The organism is Bradyrhizobium sp. Leo78, assembly GCF_059512425.1.
The window spans coordinates 1-17,691 of record NZ_JCAMOT010000028.1 but is presented as its reverse complement, the minus strand read 5'-3'; the positions used below and the strand labels follow the sequence as shown (position 1 = coordinate 17,691).

Sequence of the window (17,691 nt, the reverse complement as noted above, 5' to 3'; positions counted from 1 at the left end):
AGGTCATGGGACGTGACCAATTTTGCCAGGCGGCTTCAACTTGGCTACGATGACGCCATGGCACCGACAAGAATCCTGATCGTCAATCCCAACACCACCGTCACGATGACCGAGACCATCGCCGCCGCGGCGCGCGCGGTGGCATCTCCCGGCACTGAGATTGCTGCCGTGACCTCGGCGATCGGGCCGGTCTCGATCGAAGGATATTACGACGAGGCCTTCGCGGTCCCCGGCCTGATCCAGGCGCTACTCGGCGCGCAGCACGCTGATGCCGGCATCATCGCCTGCTTCGACGACACCGGATTGGATGCGGCGCGATCGGCGGCGCCATTCCCGGTGGTCGGCATTTGCGAGGCGGCGCTGGTCACCGCCGGCCAACTCGCAAAGCGCATCGCGATCGTCACCACGCTGCCGCGATCGGTCGTGCCGCTGCAAGAGCTAGTGCGTCGCTATGGATTTGCCGAACGGGTCTCGGTGACAGCATGCAACGTCGGGGTGCTCGATCTGGAAAAACCGGGCTCGGGCGCGGAGGAAAAGCTTCGCGCTGAGATCGAGCAGGCGCTGGACCGCGGCGCGGAGGCGATCGTGCTGGGCTGCGCAGGCATGGCCGATCTTGCGGCCGCACTGTCGCAGAAATTCGGCGTCCCCGTCATCGATGGCGTCGCCGCCGCGGTGAAGCAGGCCGAGGCGCTGGTCGGCCTCAAGCTCACGACCTCGCGCCGCGGCGCCTACGCGCTTCCAGCCGCGAAGGGCTACATGGGCTTGCTCAAGGAATTTGCGCCTAAGGCGACATGATTCGTCATTGCGGGCGCAGCGAAGCGATCCATGCCGCCACTTGCGGAGACGTGGATTGCTTCGTCGCTTCGCTCCTTGCAACGACGGTGGAAAGGCTCACGCTGCTGGCGGCGCGCCGTAGATGCGGTCGCGCAAGCGGCGCATCCCGGCGAGCCAGCGGTCACGATTGGACGCTTTTCGCTGTATGTACTCCTGCACCTGCGGGTGCGAGAGGATCAGGAAGCGTTCTTCCGCCATCGCCTCGATCACGATGCGCGCGACTTCGGCCGGCTGCATGACGCCATCGACCCGCGCCGCGCTCGGGCCCGGCGTGGTCATGCCCGTCTGCACCGATTGCGGGCACAGCACGGAGACGCGGATGCCGCGGTCGCCATACTGGATGGCAAGATGCTCGGCGAGCGCGACCGCGGCGTTCTTGGTCACGCCATACGGCATCGAGTTCAGCGACGCCAAGAGACCCGCGGCGGACGCCGTGTTGAGCAGATAGCCGGAGCCGCGCGCGAGCATGCCGGGCACCAGCGCCCGCGCCGCGAACACGTGGCTCATCACGTGCACGCGCCAGCTCACATCCCAGTCGGCATCGGAGGCGGTCTCCTGTCCCTTGCGCGACAGCCCGGCATTGGAGAAGAAGATGTCGACCGGGCCATATTTGACTTCCGCCGCCGCGACCAGCGCCTTGATGTCCTCTTCCAGCCCGACATCGGCGGTCACCGCCAGCCCGTCGATAGCGCCGGCGACGCTCGCGAGCCGCTCGCGCGTGGTCTTGAGATCGGCGACGACAACGCCGCGGGCCCCAGCCTCGGCATAGGCCCGCGCCACGGCCTCGCCGATACCGCCAGCCGCTCCGGTCACGACGCAGACCTTGTCTTTCACATGCACGACGGAGCACTCCCTTTTCGGTTTGACTCATCTTTTCGCCGCCTAGCGGGGCTGGCAACCGCTTTCTGGATGGCGCTTCTAGAGCTTCGGTTCTGATTGAATCAGAACCGAAGCGCTAGATTCTTGTTTTGACGCGTTTTCTTCACGCGAACCGGTGCTCACCTCGCTCGAACGCTCTAGTCCCGATTCGGACGCAATCGGGACCCGCGGAACCGCCCATCCATGGCTTGACTCGGGTTTGAAATCTGATTTCATATATGCAAATAAGAAGTCATATATGAAATGAGGGAAACCATGGCCGTCCTGCCCGAAGCTGCCATCAACCACTACCGTGAGCACGGCTACTACGCGCCGATCAGGGTCATGTCGGCGGGCGAGGTCGAAGGCATTCGCACGAAACTGGAGGCGCATGAGGCCGCGTACGGCCTGCTCAAAGGATCGATGCGCCACAAGAGCCATCTGCTGTTCACTTGGCTTGATGGCCTGATCCGCCATCCGGCCATTCTCGATGCAGTCGAAAGCGTGATCGGCCCCGACATCCTCTGCTGGAGTTCCACCTTCTTCATCAAGGAGGCCCGCGATCCCGGCTTCGTCTCCTGGCATCAGGACTCGACCTATTGGGGGCTCGACCCCGCCGATATCGTCACCGCGTGGGTCGCGCTGTCCGAAAGCACCGCCGAGAATGGCGCCATGCGCGTCATTCCCGATACCCAGACGCTGGAGCAGGTCGCCCACCGCGACACCTTTGCGACCGACAACCTGCTGACGCGCGGACAGGAGATCGCGGTCGACGTCGATGAGAGCAAGGCGGTGATGCTGCAGCTTCAGCCCGGCGAGATGTCGCTGCATCACGTCCGCCTGATCCATGGCAGCGACCCGAACCCATCGGGCAAGCGCCGGATCGGCTTTGCCATCCGCTATCTGCCGACCCATGTGCGGCAGGTGGTGGGAACGAACGACAGCGCCACGCTGGTGCGTGGCGTCGACCGCTACAGCAACTTCGCGCCGGAATATGCTCCGGAGAGCGACCTGTCCGAGGCCGCGATAGCCTTCCACGCCCACGTCATGGGCGACCAGCAGAAGGTCTTGATGCGGAACACGCAAGCGAGCGCCATGCGATGAGCATGCAGCCGATGGAGAGCAAGCCCAGATGACCGACCTGATTACCGATCCCAACGATCCCCGGCGCCGTATGTTCGGCGATTACCGGTTGAAGCCGAACAGCGGGGTCAATCCACCCTACTCGCCGGCCTATCCCGTGGAGTGGGGCTGCACGTTGCGGACGGTCGAGATCATGACGCGCGTCGCGCCGGGCAAGGTGGCGAGCCTGCTTGCGGATACCCCGTTCGAGATCGCGAGCGACCGCGTCGCCTTCCGTTTCATGGTGTCGCCGGGCCATTCGCTGGCGGTGCATGCCGGGCAGATGTTCGATCTGATGATCACCGTTCCCGTGCGCTACAAGGGCCTGTTCACCGAGACGCATATCTTCATGTATTGCAGCGACCCGATGGGGATCTGCGCCGGCCGTGAGGTCTTCGGCTACACCAAGAAGGATGCGCACTACACCTTCAATGAGCAGCCGGACGGCTCGATCAACGGATCGGTCAGGCGGCGCGGCATTGCGCTGGCGGACTTTTCCTTCACGCCCGATCCGAAGGCGCCGGTCGTCCGCATCGTCGACGGCAACGAGCTGCCCGCCGGCGAAATCCATGTCCGCCGCCTGCCGCATCCGGAGCGCCTGGAGACGGCCTATGCCGACATCGCTTATCGCCGCACGCCGCTGAAATATTCCGCGCCGCTGCCCGGCCGCGCCTCGATGACGCTGCACGCGAGCGAATACGACCCGATCGCGGATCTCAAGCCGGAAATCCTGGGCGCGCAATTCATGGTGTCCGAGGTCTATGGCGGTGGTTTCGAGGTCGAAGACCGGCGGCTGATCGAGCGCCTGATTCCGTAAACGACAACATCGACCCGCGCGCCAAGCACGCGCGGGCGCAACCATCCGTGCGAGAGCGCGGACCATACAAGGGAGGGTTTTGGATATGATAAAGTCTATTTCATTGAACCGGCGCCGGCTGATGGCCGGCCTTGGCGGCATGGCATTGGGCCTTGCCAGCTTCGGCGTAGAGGCACAGGAGCCCGGGCCGCTTCGGCTCGGCGTGCTTACGGATATGTCGAGCCTCTATGCCGATGTCACCGGACCCGGATCGCTGCTGGCGGCGAAGATGGCGGTGGAGGATTTTCAGGCCTCGCCGCACAAGATGACCAGGCCGATCGAAGTCATTAGCGGCGACCACATGAACAAGGCCGATCTCGCCGCCAACATCGCGCGCGAATGGATCGACCGCAACAAGGTCGATGCCATCATCGACGCGCCGAATTCCTCGGTGGCGCTCGCGGTGCGCAACGTCGTGCAGCAGAACAACAAGACGCTCCTGGTGTCGGGCGCGTCCTCGTCCGATCTCACCGGCAAATCATGCTCGCCAAATCTTGTGCACTGGACCTACGACACCTACGCGCTGTCGTCCGGCGCCGCGCGGGCGGTCGTTGGCAGCGGTGGCAAGACCTGGTTCACGCTGACCGCCGATTACGCGTTCGGGCACGCGATGGAGGCGGACATCAAGAACGTCGTGCAGAAACTCGGCGGCAATGTCGTCGGCGGCGTGCGCACGCCGATCAACAGCCAGGATTTCTCCTCCTTCCTCTTGCAGGCGCAGAGCTCGAAGGCAGAGGTCATCGCCCTGATCAATGCCGGCGGCGACACCATCAATTCGATCAAGCAATCGGTCGAGTTCGGCATCCCGCAGGGCGGCCAGCGCGTGGTCGCGACCGTGCTCTATCTCAGTGACGTGCATTCGCTGGGGCTGAAGACGGCGCAGGGCCTGCAGTTCACCGAATCCTTCTACTGGGATCTCAACGACGATACCCGCGCCTGGGCCAAGCGCTTCGCGCCGCGCAACGGCGACCGCTATCCGACCGCGCTGCAAGCCGGTGTCTATGCCGCCACGCTGCACTACCTCAAGGCCGTCGACGCGCTTGGTGCGTCCAGCGACGGCAAGGCAGTTGTGCAGGAGATGAAGAAGCTGCCGACCGACGATCCCCTGTTCGGCAAGGGCAGCGTTCGCGCCGATGGCCGCAAGCTGCACAACATGTATCTGTTCGAGGTCAAGAAGCCGGAAGAGTCCAAGTATCCCTGGGACTATTACAAGCTGATCAAGACCATTCCGCCGAGCGAAGCGTGGCGGCCGCTGGAGGAAGGCGGCTGTGACTTCCTGAAATCATGAAGGGCGACGTAGCGCTCGTCACCGGTGGTGGTGGCGACATCGGGCGGGCGATCGCGGTCGCGCTGGCCCGAACCGCCCCGGCCGTCGCGATCGTCGATATCGATGAGGCGGCGGCCGCGGCGACGGCGCGCCTGGTTGAAGCGGCCGGCGCCAAGGCGCTGGCCGTCCGCGCCGACGTCTCCAGCGCGCCGGAGACGTTGGCGTTTATCGAAACGATCGAGCAGAAGCTGGGTCCGATCGGCATCTTCGCCAACAATGCCGGGATCGAGGGCGTGGTCGCACCGCTGCACGAATACCCTGACGATACGTTCGACCGGCTGATGCAGGTCAATGTCAAGGGCATCTTCCTCGGTCTCAAATACGTGCTGGCGAGGATGAGGCCGCGCGGCCGGGGCGCGATCGTCAACACCGCCTCGACCTCGGCGATCCGTGGCCGTGCGGGGCTCGCCGGCTACGTGGCCTCCAAGCATGCGGTGCTCGGCCTGACCCGCACCGCGGCGCTGGAGGTGACAGGAACGAAGATCAGGGTCAACGCGATCCTGCCGGGGCCGATCGAGTCGCGGATGATCCAGGAGCTCGAGGACCAGGCGCGCGAGCGGTCCGTCACGCCACGCCGCAGCGGTGGTGCGCCGTACGGGAAGCCGGAGAATATCGCCGATGTCGTCGCGTTTCTTGCCTCCGACGCCGCCGTGCATGTCAACGGCGCCGCCTGGGTCGTCGATGGCGGCATGACGGTAGGTTAGAGACGCTCCCTTCACCTCTCCCGCTTGCGGGAGAGGCCGGATCGCATCGTCAGATGCGATCCGGGTGAGGGCTCTGTCCACACGAAGAGTCTCGCCTCGCGGAGACACCCCCACCCCGGCCCTCCCCCGCAAGCGGGAGAGGGAGCACACCTCCACCGTGCCTGCCACTCGACTTCTAAGGCACGCCGCCGATCTTCTCCGACACGATCTTCGCGGCGGCGCGCAACTCGGTGGCGATGGTGGCGGCTTCGCCGGCGGAGATGCGGCCCTCTCGCACCAAGGGCACGGTCAGCGCAGCGACCGCGCGGCCCGACGCTTCCACGATCGGGCAGCTATAGGCGAGGATACGCGTATAGCCGTCGTCGTTGGAGAAATTGCCGCCCTCCGCCGAGATTCGGTCGAGCGCCGCGAGCGCCTTCTTGCCGCTGATGCGATCATTGGCAGCGATGACTTCCGCAAGCTCCTCGCGCCGGCCTTCGAGCTGGAACGCCGCCAGCACCTTCGCCGACGCGTATTGCTGGGTCAGCGGAAACACGGCGCCGACCTTGACCGACCAGCCCATCAGCCATTCCGGCTCGATCCGCGCGATCACCATGAACTGCTCGCCGTGCAGCACGGTGAGATGGCAGGACAACCGCACCCGGCCGGCAAGCTGCTCCATCACGGGCAGCGCGGCCTTCAATAGCCGCTCCGCCGGCGGGAATTGCGAGGCGATCCGGAACAGTTTCAGCGTCAGCGTGTATTCACCCGTCGCCGGATCGCGCGTGACATAGCCGCGGCGCTCCAGCGCCACCAGCATGCGGAAGATCTCGCCGACGGAGCGGCCGACCCGCTCGGCCAACTGCTTCTGGCTGAGACCGCGCGCCTCAGCCGACAGCGCTTCCAGAAGATCCAGCCCCTTTTCAAGGGCGGGAGCGCCCGGTTGCACATTCTTCGTCTTCTTCATCCGTGAAGCCTTGGGACATGCCAGCACATCATCTCCCTGCCGCAGGCGGCAGGGAACGAAGCCTGGATGTACCTGATCACCCGCGCGACGAAAAGTTATCTGCGCGGCTGGTCCACGTGGGCCACCTCCACGCCTGTGAATTGCCTTAACGATTCGCGGCGATTGGCTTCCGCTCTGCGCCCCTTACGACCCGGCCGGTCGAAAACAGGCAACCATAGTCCGCGACATCGCGGTCGATGCCGTTCGACCTCATGAGGTGCCACACCATGCTCTGATTGCTCGTGAGCACGGGGACTCCTGAGACCCTCTCGAGCTCGGCAATCGCCGGCGCCGACTTGATGGCCGTGCAACTGATCAGGCAGGCATCCGCGCGCGGATCGATCGCGCCCTTGGCCCAGTCGAGGATCGCCTCGGGGCTGAGGCCCGCCATTTCCGAATTGGTGTTGATCCCGAGATTGGCGCCGCCCGCGACCTGGAAACCGCTGGCTTCCAGGAACGCGATCTCGCGCGCGTGCACCTCATCGATATAGGGCGTCAGCAGCGAGACCCGCCTCGCGTTCAGGCGCGTCAATCCCGCCAGGATCGCATCCGCCGTGGTGAAGCAGCGGATGCCGAAGGCCGACTGGATGCGCTCACGGATTCCGCCGGCGAGCTCCGGCGCGAAGGTCGAGACCGCCGTACAATGGAATACGATGACATCGACCTCGGCGTCCGCCAGCAGCTCAGAGGCGGCCTCAAGCCGATCGAGCATGCGCATCAGCTCCGGCTTCGAGCTGCCGCGCAACGCCAGCCGTGTCACCAGCATGGAGACTTGCCGCGGCAGCATGGCGCGGATCTCCGGCTCGGCCACCGAATTCCCGGATGGAATGAGCAGCCCGGCGCGAAGCCGGCTGCCGTAGTCGATATCAGATAAGGTCGACATGGTCGTGACCGTCAGGCCGCCGCGACGTCGTGCTGCGCGGCGTGCAGATAGCTGCGGTTGATGTAGTCGGCGGCTTGCGACTTGACGCGGTTGGGCACCGCGCGGATCAAGGAGCTGATCTCGATCAGCGCCTGCACCGCGGCGTCGTTCGCATCTCCATCGCGGGGGAAAATCTCATCCCTGGTGTATTCGTCCCAGGCGCGCTCGGCATAGCGCTGCGCGATCCCGGTTTCGGCGATCGCGATCGGGCTAACGCCGGCACGGTTGGCAAAGAACCACTCATGCGCCCGCACGAAGGCCCGCATGAAGCGGTGCAGCGCGTCCGTATTCGCCTTTGCCCAGCGGCTGTCGACGTTCAGCGAGGTGAACTGGAAATACGGCACCTCCTGCCGCGGCTCGCACAGGCTGGGATAGCCTTGGTCGATCGCCATGTAATTCAGCGGCGCGCCCTGCAGGCCGGCATCGATCTCGCCGGACTGCAGCATCTGCCAGCGCGTCAGGATCGGGCCGACCGCACGGATCTTGTAATCGCGCGGGTATTCGAGGCCGCGTGCGGCGAGCAGCTTCATGACGAGCGACGAGCTGCCCGCCTCGATCGAGGAGACGCCGACGGTCTTGCCGCGCAGATCCTCCGCCGTCCTGATGTTCTTGCCGGTGATGAAGGAGAACGGCAGCCGATTGACATTGCCGCCGACGATTTCGAGGAAGCCGCCGGCCTCGCTGTCGAGGATCACGTGCTCGGTGATCCCGTAGCCGAGCTCGGCGCGGCCATCACGAATGCGATTCGTCACCTCGTCGACGCCCTCATAAAGCTCGATCGCGACATCGAGCCCTTCATCTGCGAACATGCCGCGGTGCTTGGCGATCCAGACCGGCATGTTGAAGTAGTTCCGCGAGACCGCGGTGAATGTCAGCTTCTTCATGATTTGCTCCCTTAGACGGCCGAAGCCGCGCGGTCCTGCAGTCTCGCTTCCGACGCGGCTGAAAGCCGGATCGGCGTCCGCGCCCCCGAGGTGATCACCACGGCACCGCCGAGCAGCAGCACGCCCGCAATCAGGAACGCGCCGGAATAACCGCCGGTGGTCGCGACCACATAGCCAGTGACGATCGGCGCGGCCGTGCCGAACAGATTGCCGCCCATGATCAAGAGACTGGTAGCGGCGCCGTTGTAGCGGCCGTCAGTCATCAGGTCGGCGGTCAGCGCAATGTTCATCGCCATCGCGGTGGCCACGCAGGCAAGCGAAATGCTGATCAGCATCGTAATGACCCAGATCGAATCGACCAGCGGAGCTGCGAGGATCACTGACGACAGCAGCAGCATCGCCGCAATCAGCTTGCGCCGGTCGGCATTCCCTCGACCTGATTTCTTCAAGAGGCTGTCGCTGAACCAGCCGAGGCCAAGGCCGAGGATCGCGGCCACGCCATAGGGAATGGCGGAGAACAGGCTCGACTTGAGCACATCCATGCCACGCGTGGCGGCGAGATAGCTCGGCAGCCAGGTCATGAAGAGATAGAGCGTATACCCGGCGCAGCCTTGCGTGAGCGCCAGCGCCCACATCGAGGGGCTGCTCAGAAGTCCTTTCAGCGCGGCCGACTGATTTAACTCGCCGGCCCCCCGTGCGGCGATGGCGCCTCGGTTCTTCAGGATGAAATCGCGCTCTTGTGCGCTGAGCCACGACGCACGTTCCGGCTGGCGATACAGCGCGAACCAGAGCAGCGCGAGCACGACGCCGGCAGCGCCGGTGATGTAGAACGACTCGCGCCAGCCGAACGCGACGATCAGCGAGCCGACCACGACCGAGCCGACGCAAAGCCCGGCATGCGCGCCGCAATTGAGGAATGCCGAGGCGATGCCACGCTCGCCCTCGGGCGCCCATTCGCGGATGATCTTGCCGCCGGCGGGATAGCTTGCGGATTCGCCGACGCCGAGCACCAGGCGCGAGGCGAACAGCGAGGAGTAGGTCGTCGCAAGGCCGGTCCAGATGCCGGCCAGCGACCACAATCCGAGCGTCGTATAGGTGACGGCGCGGCCACCATACCGATCGGCGAGCAAGCCCATCGGGATCAGGCAGATCAGATAGGTCCAGAGAAAGGCGGAGAAGATGTAGCCCATGTCGATCGGCGTCAGACCGTAGGTCTCCGAGATCGACTTGGCCGCGACCGAGAGATTAACCCGGTCGAGATAGTTGATGAACATCAGCACGAACAGGCCGATGTAGACAAGATATCGCTTCTGAAGGGCCACCCGCGTTTCTCCCGCCGTCTCTTGTGTTGTTGTCGGCCCACGATGTCACAAACCGGTCAGATAAATAAAACTCATAATTTTCATGTTGAATATGAGTTGAATTCATACAGAAGGCGCCCAGGATGGACGCTGCGCCCCCTCTCCCGCAAGCGGGAGAGGTGAGGGCGTGCCGCGCTAGAACTGCGTCGCGATCAGCGCGCGGAACCAGGTCTGGCCAGGATCGAGCGCGAAGCGCGGATGCCATTCGAGGTCGATCGCGAAGGTGACGTCATCAAGCGGAAAGCGGACCGCGACGCAGGGCAGCGGCGTCTCCCGGTCGCGTGCCCATCGCGCCGGTATGGCGGCGACGAGATCGCTGTTGGCCACGATATGGCGCGCATCCCGCCAGCTCGGCACATTGAACACGATCTGGCGATAGAGCCCGCGGATGCGCAGCGCATCATCGATCACATTGGTGCCGATGGTGCCGGCGACCTTGACATGCGAGAGCGAGGCGTAGAACGGCAGCGTCATCTTGCTGCGACGCGCCGGATTGGTCTTCCGCATCAGCACCACGAAGCGTTCGTCGAGCACGCGCAGTCGCTCGCGCCGGCCTTCCGGATTTCCCGACGAGGCAAGCCGGACGTGAATTTCGTCGCCGACGATCTCGTCCTCGCGCGGATCGCCGGTGAAATGCGCCGCATTGATGCGGATGCCGGGCGCCTCCTTGCGCAGGATCGGACACAAGCGCTGCAGCAGGTGGCCCGATACATATTCGGAGATCCGCAGCGTGAAGGTTCGCTCCGCGGTCGCGGGATCGAAGCTTGCGGATTTGTCGATAGTCCGCTCGATCTGCTCCAGCGCCGCATGCGTCGCATTGGCGAGTTCGAGCGCGCGCAGCGTCGGCTCCATCCCGTCGGGGGAGCGGACAAACAGCTCATCATTGAAGGTGTCGCGAAGCCGCCGCAGCGCGTGGCTCATCGCCGACTGCGTCAATCCCATGCGCCGCGCAGCCTTGGAAACACCGCGCTCGGCGACGAGGGCCTCGAGCATGACAAGCAGATTGAGATCGATGGTTCGGGGGCGCATGGCGGGCCGGCAATGGACGGAGACATTCTCCGCCTAGCCCTATCATGGGCCGGTCCCGTTTCTCAAACCGGCCGTCCAAGCCCGGACTATCGCGTCAGCCTATCTCGTCGGTGTCGGATAGACCAGCGATTGATCCTCGATCTCCTGAGCAGGCAATTTCTCGACGCCGGCCATCGTGTGCAATTGCGCCAGCGGCGGCATGGCCGCGGAGGTCAATTCAACCGGATGCGAATGCGCTCGCCAAAACAGGGTTCCAACAACAATTACAACGGCAATGGCGAAGACTGAAATCATTGAGCGGATCATATGAGGCATCTCCCTCTCCACTCAATTGAGTCCGTACGATCAGCTTAAGGTTTCGAGACCCACGCCGATGTGAATGCGGCGCTAAACCCTGGCGCTCGGCAAGGCAAAGGCCGAGGTCGCCGATTCCTGGACGAAATTGTCGAGAATCACCGCCGCTCCAACCGCGGCAACGACCGCAAACAGGCAGGCCAGGACGAACGCGCGCATCGTGTTTCTCCTCTTCACGTCATTTTGTACCACAGTTCCGCAGCGAATGAGTCTCAGCCGGAGGCAAAAGCGGCGTTCAGGCCGAAAGCGCGAACGCCTCGGCTTCGATGTCGATGAAGGTGCGCCCGAGCGCGCCAACCGATGCATAGAAATCAGCCGATTTTGCCCGTTCCAGGTCGATGAAGAAGCGCCTGATCCAGGGCGAAAGATGCCGCTCGAAGAAGTCGCGGTCGGCACCATTGGGCGCCGCGATGCTGCCGCCAGCCAGACCCGCCATAATCTCGCAGAGGAATCCGGCGTGATCCTCCGGCTCCGTCCGTTCCGGCGCCTTTTCGATGCCGAGACTATCGAGCGTTTCCCGCACCCGAACGAGCGGCCGCCCGTACAATGTCTCGGCAAGATAATGCGACGAATAGGGCAGCAGCGCTCCGTCCCCCAGGCCAGCAAACAGCGCAAAGAACTCACGCGACGCGCGCTCTTGATCGGTCCGCCCCGCCGCTTCGGCCAGCGCGATATGCACTATTCCGATCGGGCTGGCATCGCCACGCAGGCCGGCGAGACGGGAAAGAAGCTGCCCGTCCGGGCTGCGCGTCAGCAAGGTCGCCAATAGCGCGTATTCCTGCGCCCGAGCGCGATCGATCTCGTCGACAATGCGCGGTGCAGTGCCCTTTGAAATTGAATCCGTCATGGTTCGATCCAAAAAGACATGCCGCCCTGTCGATCGCTATTGCGGCAATGCGCTGCCATGACGCCGCTTTCGGGGAGATTCTAGCGCTTGCTCGCGAGGGGCTTGCTCGCCTTGCGAGCCAAGGTCCTGCATTTCATTCGATTGTGCAGCGTCAGCTAGCGACGGTCCCTCTGTCGCGGGCGGAGGATCGAGAACGGGTTCGGCGGAATTAGCCGCCGCGGGCCGAACCGTATCGGCGGGCGACGTCATGTCCGAGAGCGTATCCGGAATCTGCTCCAGCCGCCGCGAGACCTGCGCGAGAAGGTCAGTGGCGTTTTCCGTCGGACCGAGCGGGCCGAACCCCGGAATTGCGGTCGGGTCGTTGAAATCCCACTGGTTCTCCGCGATGCCGATGAAGTCGCGAATAGCGGGATCGCTAGTCCAGGCCCGGCGCAATGCCGCGCGGGTCAATTCGGCCGGCACGCCGGCGCGCAGGAACGCGGTAATGTCGGTATTGGCAACAATCGATTCGATTGACGGCAGGCTGGCGAGGTCGAACGGCTCATCGCCCGCCGCGTCGGCTGCAGGCGGCGCGGCTGCTTCTTGATTGTCCGTCGAAGCGGCCTCCGTATCTGGGCGCTCTTTTGCGGCCTGCTTCAGCCGCGCCCAGCGAAGGAAAACATTGTGCTCTTCAGCCACGGTGCACTCTCTCTTGTCCTAAGTCAGCGGCCCCTGCCGGTCGCGCTGCCGCTTGATGAAGGGGCGCTCGACATGATGCCGGGCGACAAATCGTTCGATGATCTCGGCAATGCCGGCGGGCATCGGTACCGCCTCGACGAGATTGCTGCCGGCGTCGGTGAACGCCTCGCCCTCGGCCGGATCCGCGGTGACGGCAAGCAGTTCGTAAGGCGGCTCGGAGCCGGTCGGACGCAGATTGACCCACAGGGTGGGCGAGCCGGATGCAAGATTGTCGCGATAGTTGCCGGTCTCGGTGCGGTGCAGTTCGATCACCGCCTCGCCGGCATAGAACAACGTCACCTCTCCTTGCCTATCGAGCGGCGTCCACGGCGCCGCCGAGGGGCTTCCCACGAGGACCGAAACCGGTCGCCACAGGACGTCGGCCCAGGCGCTCCTGCCCTTGCGCCGTTCGACCACAACGCCAACGGAAATGCGCTCCAGCGCCGTCGATATCAATTGACTGCCTCCGCGTTCGCAATCGGCAAGCCGGTGATGAGGTTTTGCGGCTTCAGCCGCAACGCCCCATCGGTGGTCATGGCGAGCAGCAAATAAACCGGCTCGCCCCTGACCTTTTCGATCATATAGGCGGGATCGCGGAACGTCAGCCGGAACAGGCCGATCAACTGAGCGCGTACGCCGTCATCGAGATCGTCGCCATGCCAGATCGCGTCGCCGATGCGAGTGGCGTCGGAGCTCAGTCCGACATACCAGTTCCATGATGCCTCGCGCAGTTCCGCCACAGGCTCGACCTTGACCTCGACCGCCAGCAGATGCGCAAGCCAACGGGCGATCACATCGCCGAGCGCGGCCATCCCCCGCCCACTGGCGGCGAGGTCGAGCGCCATGTCGAACCGGTCGCTGCGCGCCCAATAGCCGCCCGCCGTGGACTCCTTCAGCACGTCGACCTCAGTGGCCTCGGGCAGCCCGAGCAGCGCCATCAGCGGCGACGCTGAATGCCGGCCGGTTAGCGAGCCCCGTTCCTCGTCAATGGCGAGAACCGAGGCTCCTTCGATCATGAGCTTCTGCGGCCGGAAGAACAGTTCGGCGGCGCGCAGGATGAAAGCATCGGGGCAATCATCCAGCGCGTTGCGCAGGACCAGTTGCACCAGTTGGCCGATGAAGAGCTGGGGAAAGGCGATGTTGCGCCTGATGATCGCCAGATAAGCGGCCTCGAGGCTCCCGTGCTTTACCAGGTGATCGCGCCAGGCGATCATCATCTGCCAGTTCTCGCGCGCATCAGCGTCGGCGATCGCATCGACTTGTGCGGCCGAGATCGGCAGCCGCGGGTGACTCAGCAGCACGCGGTGCAGTTCCTGCTCCGCCGCGCAGGCCTCCGGTGGCGGCATCAGTTCGGGCCGCGCCAGATAGGCTTTCAGGAAGTCGTCGGTGACCAGCAGCCGGCCGCTCTTGTCGCGGTCGAGCAGATGATGGCCGCAAGCCAGCCAGAAATCGCGCGGCGCACTCATCCGATGCTCCCTGCAAGTCGCTATGCCGCCATCGTATTTTGCCTGAGAGGCAGTATATACTTTGCACATCTTCCCGGCCAGTTTCGCCGGCTGTACCGTATGGCTACACGGGTTCGTGACCGCATGTCTGAGACCGAGAGGCGTGTTTTCATCTGTTCGTGCGAGGGCACGATGTCGCTCGACGGCGATGCAATCAGCCGCGGCTGTCGTCACTCGCCGATGACGGCAGCGCAACTCTGTCGCGCCGAGATTGATCGCTTCCGAGCCATCGCCGCCGAAGACGGCCCGCTCACGGTCGCCTGTACCCAGGAAGCGGCGTTGTTCTCCGACGTGGCCGAAGAAAGTGGCCGCACACAATCCATACAATTCGCCAACATCCGCGAAACCGCCGGCTGGTCCGGCGATGCCGACCGCGCGGGGCCGAAAATGGCGGCGCTGCTTGCGGCGGCGGCCGAGACTGCACCGCCGGCACCATCGCTCGAACTCGAAAGCGGCGGCGTCATCCTGATCTGCGGCCGCGATGAGAGCGCAATCGAGGCTGGCAATCTGCTCAAGGACCATCTCGACGTCACCGTGCTGATCGAGCCGCCCGCTGCCATCGCGCCACCGCGCAAGGACGAATTCCCGGTAGCGAAGGGAAAGGTGACCGCGGCACGCGGCCATCTTGGCGCCTTTGAGGTCGTGGTCGACGATTTCGCGGAACGCGCACCCTCCTCCCGCGACACGCTGCTGTTCGGCCCTTCGCGCAACAATGCGCGATCGAACTGCGATATCATCCTCGACCTGACCGGCGGCGTGTCCTTGTTCCCGGCCGCGGAATTGCGCGACGGCTATCTGCGCGCCGATCCCGCTTCCCCCGCGGCGATGCTGCAGGCCGTGCTCAAGGCGCGCGATCTCGTCGGCACGTTCGAGAAGCCGCGCTACGTCACGTTCGACGCCAAGCTGTGCGCGCATTCGCGCTCGGGGCGCGTCGGTTGCACCCGTTGTCTCGATCTCTGTCCCGCAGGCGCGATCACGCCGGCCGGCGATCATGTCGCGATCGATGCGAATATCTGCGCGGGCTGCGGCCAGTGCGCGGCGGCCTGCCCGACCGGCGCCGCCTCCTACGCGCTGCCGCCGGAAGACGCGCTGATGCGCAAATTGCGCGCGCTGCTGATCGCCTATCGCGAAGCCGGCGGCGAGCAGGCGATCGTGCTGGTGCATGACGACGCACATGGTGCGCCGCTGATCGACGCGCTGGCGCGGTTCGGCGATGGATTGCCGGCCAACGTGTTGCCGTTCGCGGTCAACGAGGTCACGCAGTTCGGGCTCGAGAGCATCGCCGCCGCCTTCGCCTATGGCGCGTCTGCGATGCGTTTCCTGCTGCGGGCAAAACCGCGCCATGACGTTGCGGGCCTGACGCGGACAATGGCGATCGCCGATCCGGTCCTGGCTGGACTCGGCTTTGGCGGAAAGCGGATCGCCACCATCGAGACAGACGATCCGGACACGCTGCTCGAGACGTTGCGCGCGATCCCGTCATTGCCGCCGGCGCCGCGCCCGGCGAGTTTCCGGGCCACGGGAAAGAAACGCGACGTGCTGCGTTTTGCGCTCGGCGAATTGCATCGCGCGGCGCCAGCGCCTGCCGACATCATCCCGCTGCCCGCGGGCGCACCGTTCGGTGCGGTGGAAGTCAATGCAACCGGCTGCACGCTGTGCCTGTCCTGCGTATCGGCCTGCCCGACCAGCGCCTTGCGCGACGATCCCGAGCGGCCGCTGCTGCGTTTCGTGGAGGACGCCTGCGTCCAGTGCGGCCTATGCAAGTCGACCTGTCCGGAGAACGTGATCACGCTGGTGCCGCGGCTCGATTTCGGCGCGGCAAGAGCCCCTGCCCGCATCCTCAAGGAAGAAGAGCCGTTCTGCTGCATCCGCTGCGGCAAGCCGTTCGGCGTCAAGAGCACGATCGAGCGCGTGGCCGCCAAGCTCGAAGGCAAGCACTGGATGTACAAGGGCTCACCGCGCAAGCTCGACGTCATCAAGATGTGCGACGATTGCCGCGTCAACTTCGTCGCCGAGCAGGGCTTTGAATCCTACGGCGTGGCGAGCCCGACCGTCCGCACCACCGACGACTATCTGCGCGAGCGCGACGACGCGCCACCGCCTCGCCGCGGCAGTCACGATTGAAAATGAGCAGCTATTCCGCCGGCGTCGCCGTGGGTTCGGCGCGCCCTTCCCCCGCAAGCTTCTTGGCGAGCCATTGGTCGTGATGTTCCTTGGCCCAGTTGAGGTCGACCTCGCCGGTGCCCATCGCCTCGAAGGCACCTTCCATCCCGACCGTGCCGATGTAGATGTGGCCGAGGATCAGGGCGATGAACAGAATGGCCGTCACGGCGTGCACCACCTGTGCGAGCTGCATGCCGAGGATATCGGTCCCATAGAACGGAAACAGCAGCAGGAATCCCGACGCTGACACGGCAATGCCGGCCGCGATCGACAGCCAGAACACCAATTTCTCGCCGAAATTGAAGCGGCCCGCCGGCGCATGTCTGTTCTTGATGAAGCCCCCGCCCTGCTTGAGCCAGTCGATATCCACCTTCTCCAGGAGATTGTCCCTGAAGAAGATCACCATGATCAGGAGAAGGCCCGCCACGAAGGCAAAGCTCGTGAAGTTGTGGATGTACTTCGCGACCTCCGAGATGGCGGCGAACATATCCGGCCCAACGAGCGGCAGCAGCAGAGCCTTGCCGAACGTGATGTTCAATCCGGTCAGTCCGAGGATGACAAAGGAGGCCGCCGTCAGCCAATGCGCGAAGCGCTCGAACGCCTCGAAGCGGACCACTTTCTGCCCCGAGCGCCCGGCTGAGATCGGGAGCCGTCCGAGGATCAGATAGGCGATCGCCAGCAGCAGGACCGTGCCAAGGATCACAATCGCACCGCCCCAGCGCAGCAGGACCTGGTGGAAATATTCCCAGGTCCGGCCCGCCGGCTGGATCAGTACGCTGGCCCTGGTGTCGGGAATGTCGATGCGGCCGGTGATGCGCGGCATCTGCTGCAGCAATTCGTGCTGGCTGGTGACGCTTGCGGTCGGATTGGGTGCGCCATCGGGACCGCGCTCTTGTGCGAACACGGGCGCCGCCGCTGACATCGCAAGCAGCGCCAGGACGAAGGTCGCCAGACGAAAGCGTGCGAGAAACGTCATGACCGTTACCCTGTTCTCATCCCGCGCCCATCGCGGGCCGCATGAGCCTGTCCGCTCAGACCCCGACGTCCTCGTGGTACGCCGTGGTCCAGCCCCAGGCACCGGAACCATAGCCGCGCTTGCGCACCCGCTCGCCATAGATCTGAGCGATGATGTCGCCATCGCCGGCGAGCAGCGACTTGGTCGAGCACATCTCCGCGCACATCGGCAATTTGCCCTCGCCGAACCGGTTCGAGCCGTATTTGGC

At 64.6% G+C, this 17,691-nt stretch carries 19 protein-coding genes and 1 pseudogene; 6 read left to right on the top strand and 14 right to left on the bottom strand.

Annotated features, from left to right (window positions below; all coding sequences use genetic code 11):
* Positions 1 to 57: 57 nt before the first annotated feature.
* Entirely contained in the window at positions 58 to 795 is a 738-nt protein-coding gene (locus tag AC5ZG1_RS29190) for an aspartate/glutamate racemase family protein (RefSeq protein WP_496134826.1), read from the top strand.
* A gap of 96 nt (positions 796 to 891) precedes the next feature.
* Here AC5ZG1_RS29190 and AC5ZG1_RS29185 read toward each other — a convergent pair whose 3' ends face one another.
* Positions 892 to 1,674 (bottom strand): SDR family oxidoreductase, encoded by a 783-nt coding sequence (locus AC5ZG1_RS29185; RefSeq protein WP_496134825.1) that lies wholly within the window; start codon positions 1,672 to 1,674, stop codon positions 892 to 894.
* 294 nt (positions 1,675 to 1,968) lie between these two features.
* On the opposite strand from AC5ZG1_RS29185, the gene AC5ZG1_RS29180 reads away from it, so the two are divergent.
* From AC5ZG1_RS29180 to AC5ZG1_RS29165, 4 genes are all read left to right on the top strand, one after another.
* Positions 1,969 to 2,796: a phytanoyl-CoA dioxygenase family protein gene (locus AC5ZG1_RS29180; protein ID WP_496134824.1), complete on the top strand. Its 828-nt coding sequence runs from the start codon at positions 1,969 to 1,971 to the stop codon at positions 2,794 to 2,796.
* Between the two features lie 28 nt (positions 2,797 to 2,824).
* Positions 2,825 to 3,631 carry an acetoacetate decarboxylase family protein gene (locus AC5ZG1_RS29175; RefSeq protein ID WP_207231086.1) on the top strand — a complete coding sequence of 269 codons (807 nt, stop codon included), beginning with the start codon at positions 2,825 to 2,827 and terminating at the stop codon, positions 3,629 to 3,631.
* Between the two features lie 85 nt (positions 3,632 to 3,716).
* The gene (locus AC5ZG1_RS29170; protein ID WP_409334827.1) at positions 3,717 to 4,958 is read left to right on the top strand and encodes an ABC transporter substrate-binding protein; all 1,242 of its coding nucleotides are present in this window, start codon (positions 3,717 to 3,719) and stop codon (positions 4,956 to 4,958) included.
* Positions 4,955 to 5,701 (top strand): SDR family NAD(P)-dependent oxidoreductase, encoded by a 747-nt coding sequence (locus AC5ZG1_RS29165; protein WP_456641389.1) that lies wholly within the window; start codon positions 4,955 to 4,957, stop codon positions 5,699 to 5,701. The genes AC5ZG1_RS29170 and AC5ZG1_RS29165 overlap by 4 nt, the downstream gene beginning before the upstream one ends.
* 175 nt (positions 5,702 to 5,876) lie before the next feature.
* Here the strand turns inward: AC5ZG1_RS29165 and AC5ZG1_RS29160 are convergent, their stop codons facing one another.
* The 11 genes from AC5ZG1_RS29160 to AC5ZG1_RS29110 all read right to left on the bottom strand — a co-directional run bounded on the left by AC5ZG1_RS29160 (position 5,877) and on the right by AC5ZG1_RS29110 (position 14,266).
* Complete coding sequence (locus AC5ZG1_RS29160; RefSeq protein WP_051397226.1) at positions 5,877 to 6,647, bottom strand: IclR family transcriptional regulator; 771 nt, start codon at positions 6,645 to 6,647, stop codon at positions 5,877 to 5,879.
* 145 nt (positions 6,648 to 6,792) lie between these two features.
* Positions 6,793 to 7,569, bottom strand: a complete 777-nt coding sequence (locus tag AC5ZG1_RS29155; RefSeq protein WP_456641390.1) for a maleate cis-trans isomerase family protein — start codon at positions 7,567 to 7,569, stop codon at positions 6,793 to 6,795.
* 11 nt (positions 7,570 to 7,580) lie between these two features.
* Positions 7,581 to 8,492: an ABC transporter substrate-binding protein gene (locus tag AC5ZG1_RS29150; RefSeq protein ID WP_456641391.1), complete on the bottom strand. Its 912-nt coding sequence runs from the start codon at positions 8,490 to 8,492 to the stop codon at positions 7,581 to 7,583.
* An 11-nt stretch (positions 8,493 to 8,503) separates the two neighbouring features.
* Positions 8,504 to 9,814 (bottom strand): MFS transporter, encoded by a 1,311-nt coding sequence (locus AC5ZG1_RS29145; protein WP_456641392.1) that lies wholly within the window; start codon positions 9,812 to 9,814, stop codon positions 8,504 to 8,506.
* Between the two features lie 174 nt (positions 9,815 to 9,988).
* Complete coding sequence (locus AC5ZG1_RS29140) at positions 9,989 to 10,882, bottom strand: LysR family transcriptional regulator (RefSeq protein WP_496134823.1); 894 nt, start codon at positions 10,880 to 10,882, stop codon at positions 9,989 to 9,991.
* A 99-nt stretch (positions 10,883 to 10,981) separates the two neighbouring features.
* Positions 10,982 to 11,197: a hypothetical protein gene (locus AC5ZG1_RS29135; RefSeq protein WP_456641394.1), complete on the bottom strand. Its 216-nt coding sequence runs from the start codon at positions 11,195 to 11,197 to the stop codon at positions 10,982 to 10,984.
* Between the two features lie 72 nt (positions 11,198 to 11,269).
* Entirely contained in the window at positions 11,270 to 11,395 is a 126-nt protein-coding gene (locus AC5ZG1_RS29130; RefSeq protein ID WP_283807046.1) for a hypothetical protein, read from the bottom strand.
* Between the two features lie 76 nt (positions 11,396 to 11,471).
* A complete protein-coding gene (locus AC5ZG1_RS29125; protein WP_456641395.1) occupies positions 11,472 to 12,083 on the bottom strand; it encodes a TorD/DmsD family molecular chaperone in 612 nt (203 codons plus the stop codon).
* A 36-nt stretch (positions 12,084 to 12,119) separates the two neighbouring features.
* Entirely contained in the window at positions 12,120 to 12,761 is a 642-nt protein-coding gene (locus AC5ZG1_RS29120; RefSeq protein WP_456641396.1) for a DUF3306 domain-containing protein, read from the bottom strand.
* A gap of 18 nt (positions 12,762 to 12,779) precedes the next feature.
* On the bottom strand, positions 12,780 to 13,256 hold the full coding sequence (locus AC5ZG1_RS29115) for a DUF3305 domain-containing protein (RefSeq protein ID WP_456641397.1): 477 nt from the start codon (positions 13,254 to 13,256) through the stop codon (positions 12,780 to 12,782).
* The gene (locus tag AC5ZG1_RS29110; protein WP_456641398.1) at positions 13,253 to 14,266 is read right to left on the bottom strand and encodes a DUF6352 family protein; all 1,014 of its coding nucleotides are present in this window, start codon (positions 14,264 to 14,266) and stop codon (positions 13,253 to 13,255) included. The genes AC5ZG1_RS29115 and AC5ZG1_RS29110 overlap by 4 nt, the downstream gene beginning before the upstream one ends.
* Before the next feature lie 171 nt (positions 14,267 to 14,437).
* On the opposite strand from AC5ZG1_RS29110, the gene AC5ZG1_RS29105 reads away from it, so the two are divergent.
* Positions 14,438 to 16,429, top strand: a complete 1,992-nt coding sequence (locus AC5ZG1_RS29105) for a 4Fe-4S binding protein (RefSeq protein ID WP_456641399.1) — start codon at positions 14,438 to 14,440, stop codon at positions 16,427 to 16,429.
* 10 nt (positions 16,430 to 16,439) lie between these two features.
* On the opposite strand, the gene AC5ZG1_RS29100 is transcribed toward AC5ZG1_RS29105, so the two are convergent.
* Both AC5ZG1_RS29100 and AC5ZG1_RS29095 read right to left on the bottom strand, forming a co-directional pair.
* Positions 16,440 to 17,444 carry a formate dehydrogenase subunit gamma gene (locus AC5ZG1_RS29100; protein WP_456641400.1) on the bottom strand — a complete coding sequence of 335 codons (1,005 nt, stop codon included), beginning with the start codon at positions 17,442 to 17,444 and terminating at the stop codon, positions 16,440 to 16,442.
* A 55-nt stretch (positions 17,445 to 17,499) separates the two neighbouring features.
* A pseudogene (locus tag AC5ZG1_RS29095) lies at positions 17,500 to 17,691 on the bottom strand (formate dehydrogenase); the annotation flags it as partial.

What these genes read in the sequence shown, in the direction of transcription:
- AC5ZG1_RS29190 (WP_496134826.1), top strand. Translation starts at nt 58, where the DNA reads ATGGCACCGACAAGAATCCTGATCGTCAATCCCAACACCACCGTCACG.
- AC5ZG1_RS29180 (WP_496134824.1), top strand. Translation starts at nt 1,969, where the DNA reads ATGGCCGTCCTGCCCGAAGCTGCCATCAACCACTACCGTGAGCACGGC.
- AC5ZG1_RS29175 (WP_207231086.1), top strand. Translation starts at nt 2,825, where the DNA reads ATGACCGACCTGATTACCGATCCCAACGATCCCCGGCGCCGTATGTTC.
- AC5ZG1_RS29170 (WP_409334827.1), top strand. Translation starts at nt 3,717, where the DNA reads ATGATAAAGTCTATTTCATTGAACCGGCGCCGGCTGATGGCCGGCCTT.
- AC5ZG1_RS29165 (WP_456641389.1), top strand. Translation starts at nt 4,955, where the DNA reads ATGAAGGGCGACGTAGCGCTCGTCACCGGTGGTGGTGGCGACATCGGG.
- AC5ZG1_RS29160 (WP_051397226.1), bottom strand. Translation starts at nt 6,647, where the DNA reads ATGAAGAAGACGAAGAATGTGCAACCGGGCGCTCCCGCCCTTGAAAAG.
- AC5ZG1_RS29155 (WP_456641390.1), bottom strand. Translation starts at nt 7,569, where the DNA reads ATGTCGACCTTATCTGATATCGACTACGGCAGCCGGCTTCGCGCCGGG.
- AC5ZG1_RS29150 (WP_456641391.1), bottom strand. Translation starts at nt 8,492, where the DNA reads ATGAAGAAGCTGACATTCACCGCGGTCTCGCGGAACTACTTCAACATG.
- AC5ZG1_RS29140 (WP_496134823.1), bottom strand. Translation starts at nt 10,882, where the DNA reads ATGCGCCCCCGAACCATCGATCTCAATCTGCTTGTCATGCTCGAGGCC.
- AC5ZG1_RS29135 (WP_456641394.1), bottom strand. Translation starts at nt 11,197, where the DNA reads ATGCCTCATATGATCCGCTCAATGATTTCAGTCTTCGCCATTGCCGTT.
- AC5ZG1_RS29130 (WP_283807046.1), bottom strand. Translation starts at nt 11,395, where the DNA reads ATGCGCGCGTTCGTCCTGGCCTGCCTGTTTGCGGTCGTTGCCGCGGTT.
- AC5ZG1_RS29125 (WP_456641395.1), bottom strand. Translation starts at nt 12,083, where the DNA reads ATGACGGATTCAATTTCAAAGGGCACTGCACCGCGCATTGTCGACGAG.
- AC5ZG1_RS29110 (WP_456641398.1), bottom strand. Translation starts at nt 14,266, where the DNA reads ATGAGTGCGCCGCGCGATTTCTGGCTGGCTTGCGGCCATCATCTGCTC.
- AC5ZG1_RS29105 (WP_456641399.1), top strand. Translation starts at nt 14,438, where the DNA reads ATGTCGCTCGACGGCGATGCAATCAGCCGCGGCTGTCGTCACTCGCCG.
- AC5ZG1_RS29100 (WP_456641400.1), bottom strand. Translation starts at nt 17,444, where the DNA reads ATGACGTTTCTCGCACGCTTTCGTCTGGCGACCTTCGTCCTGGCGCTG.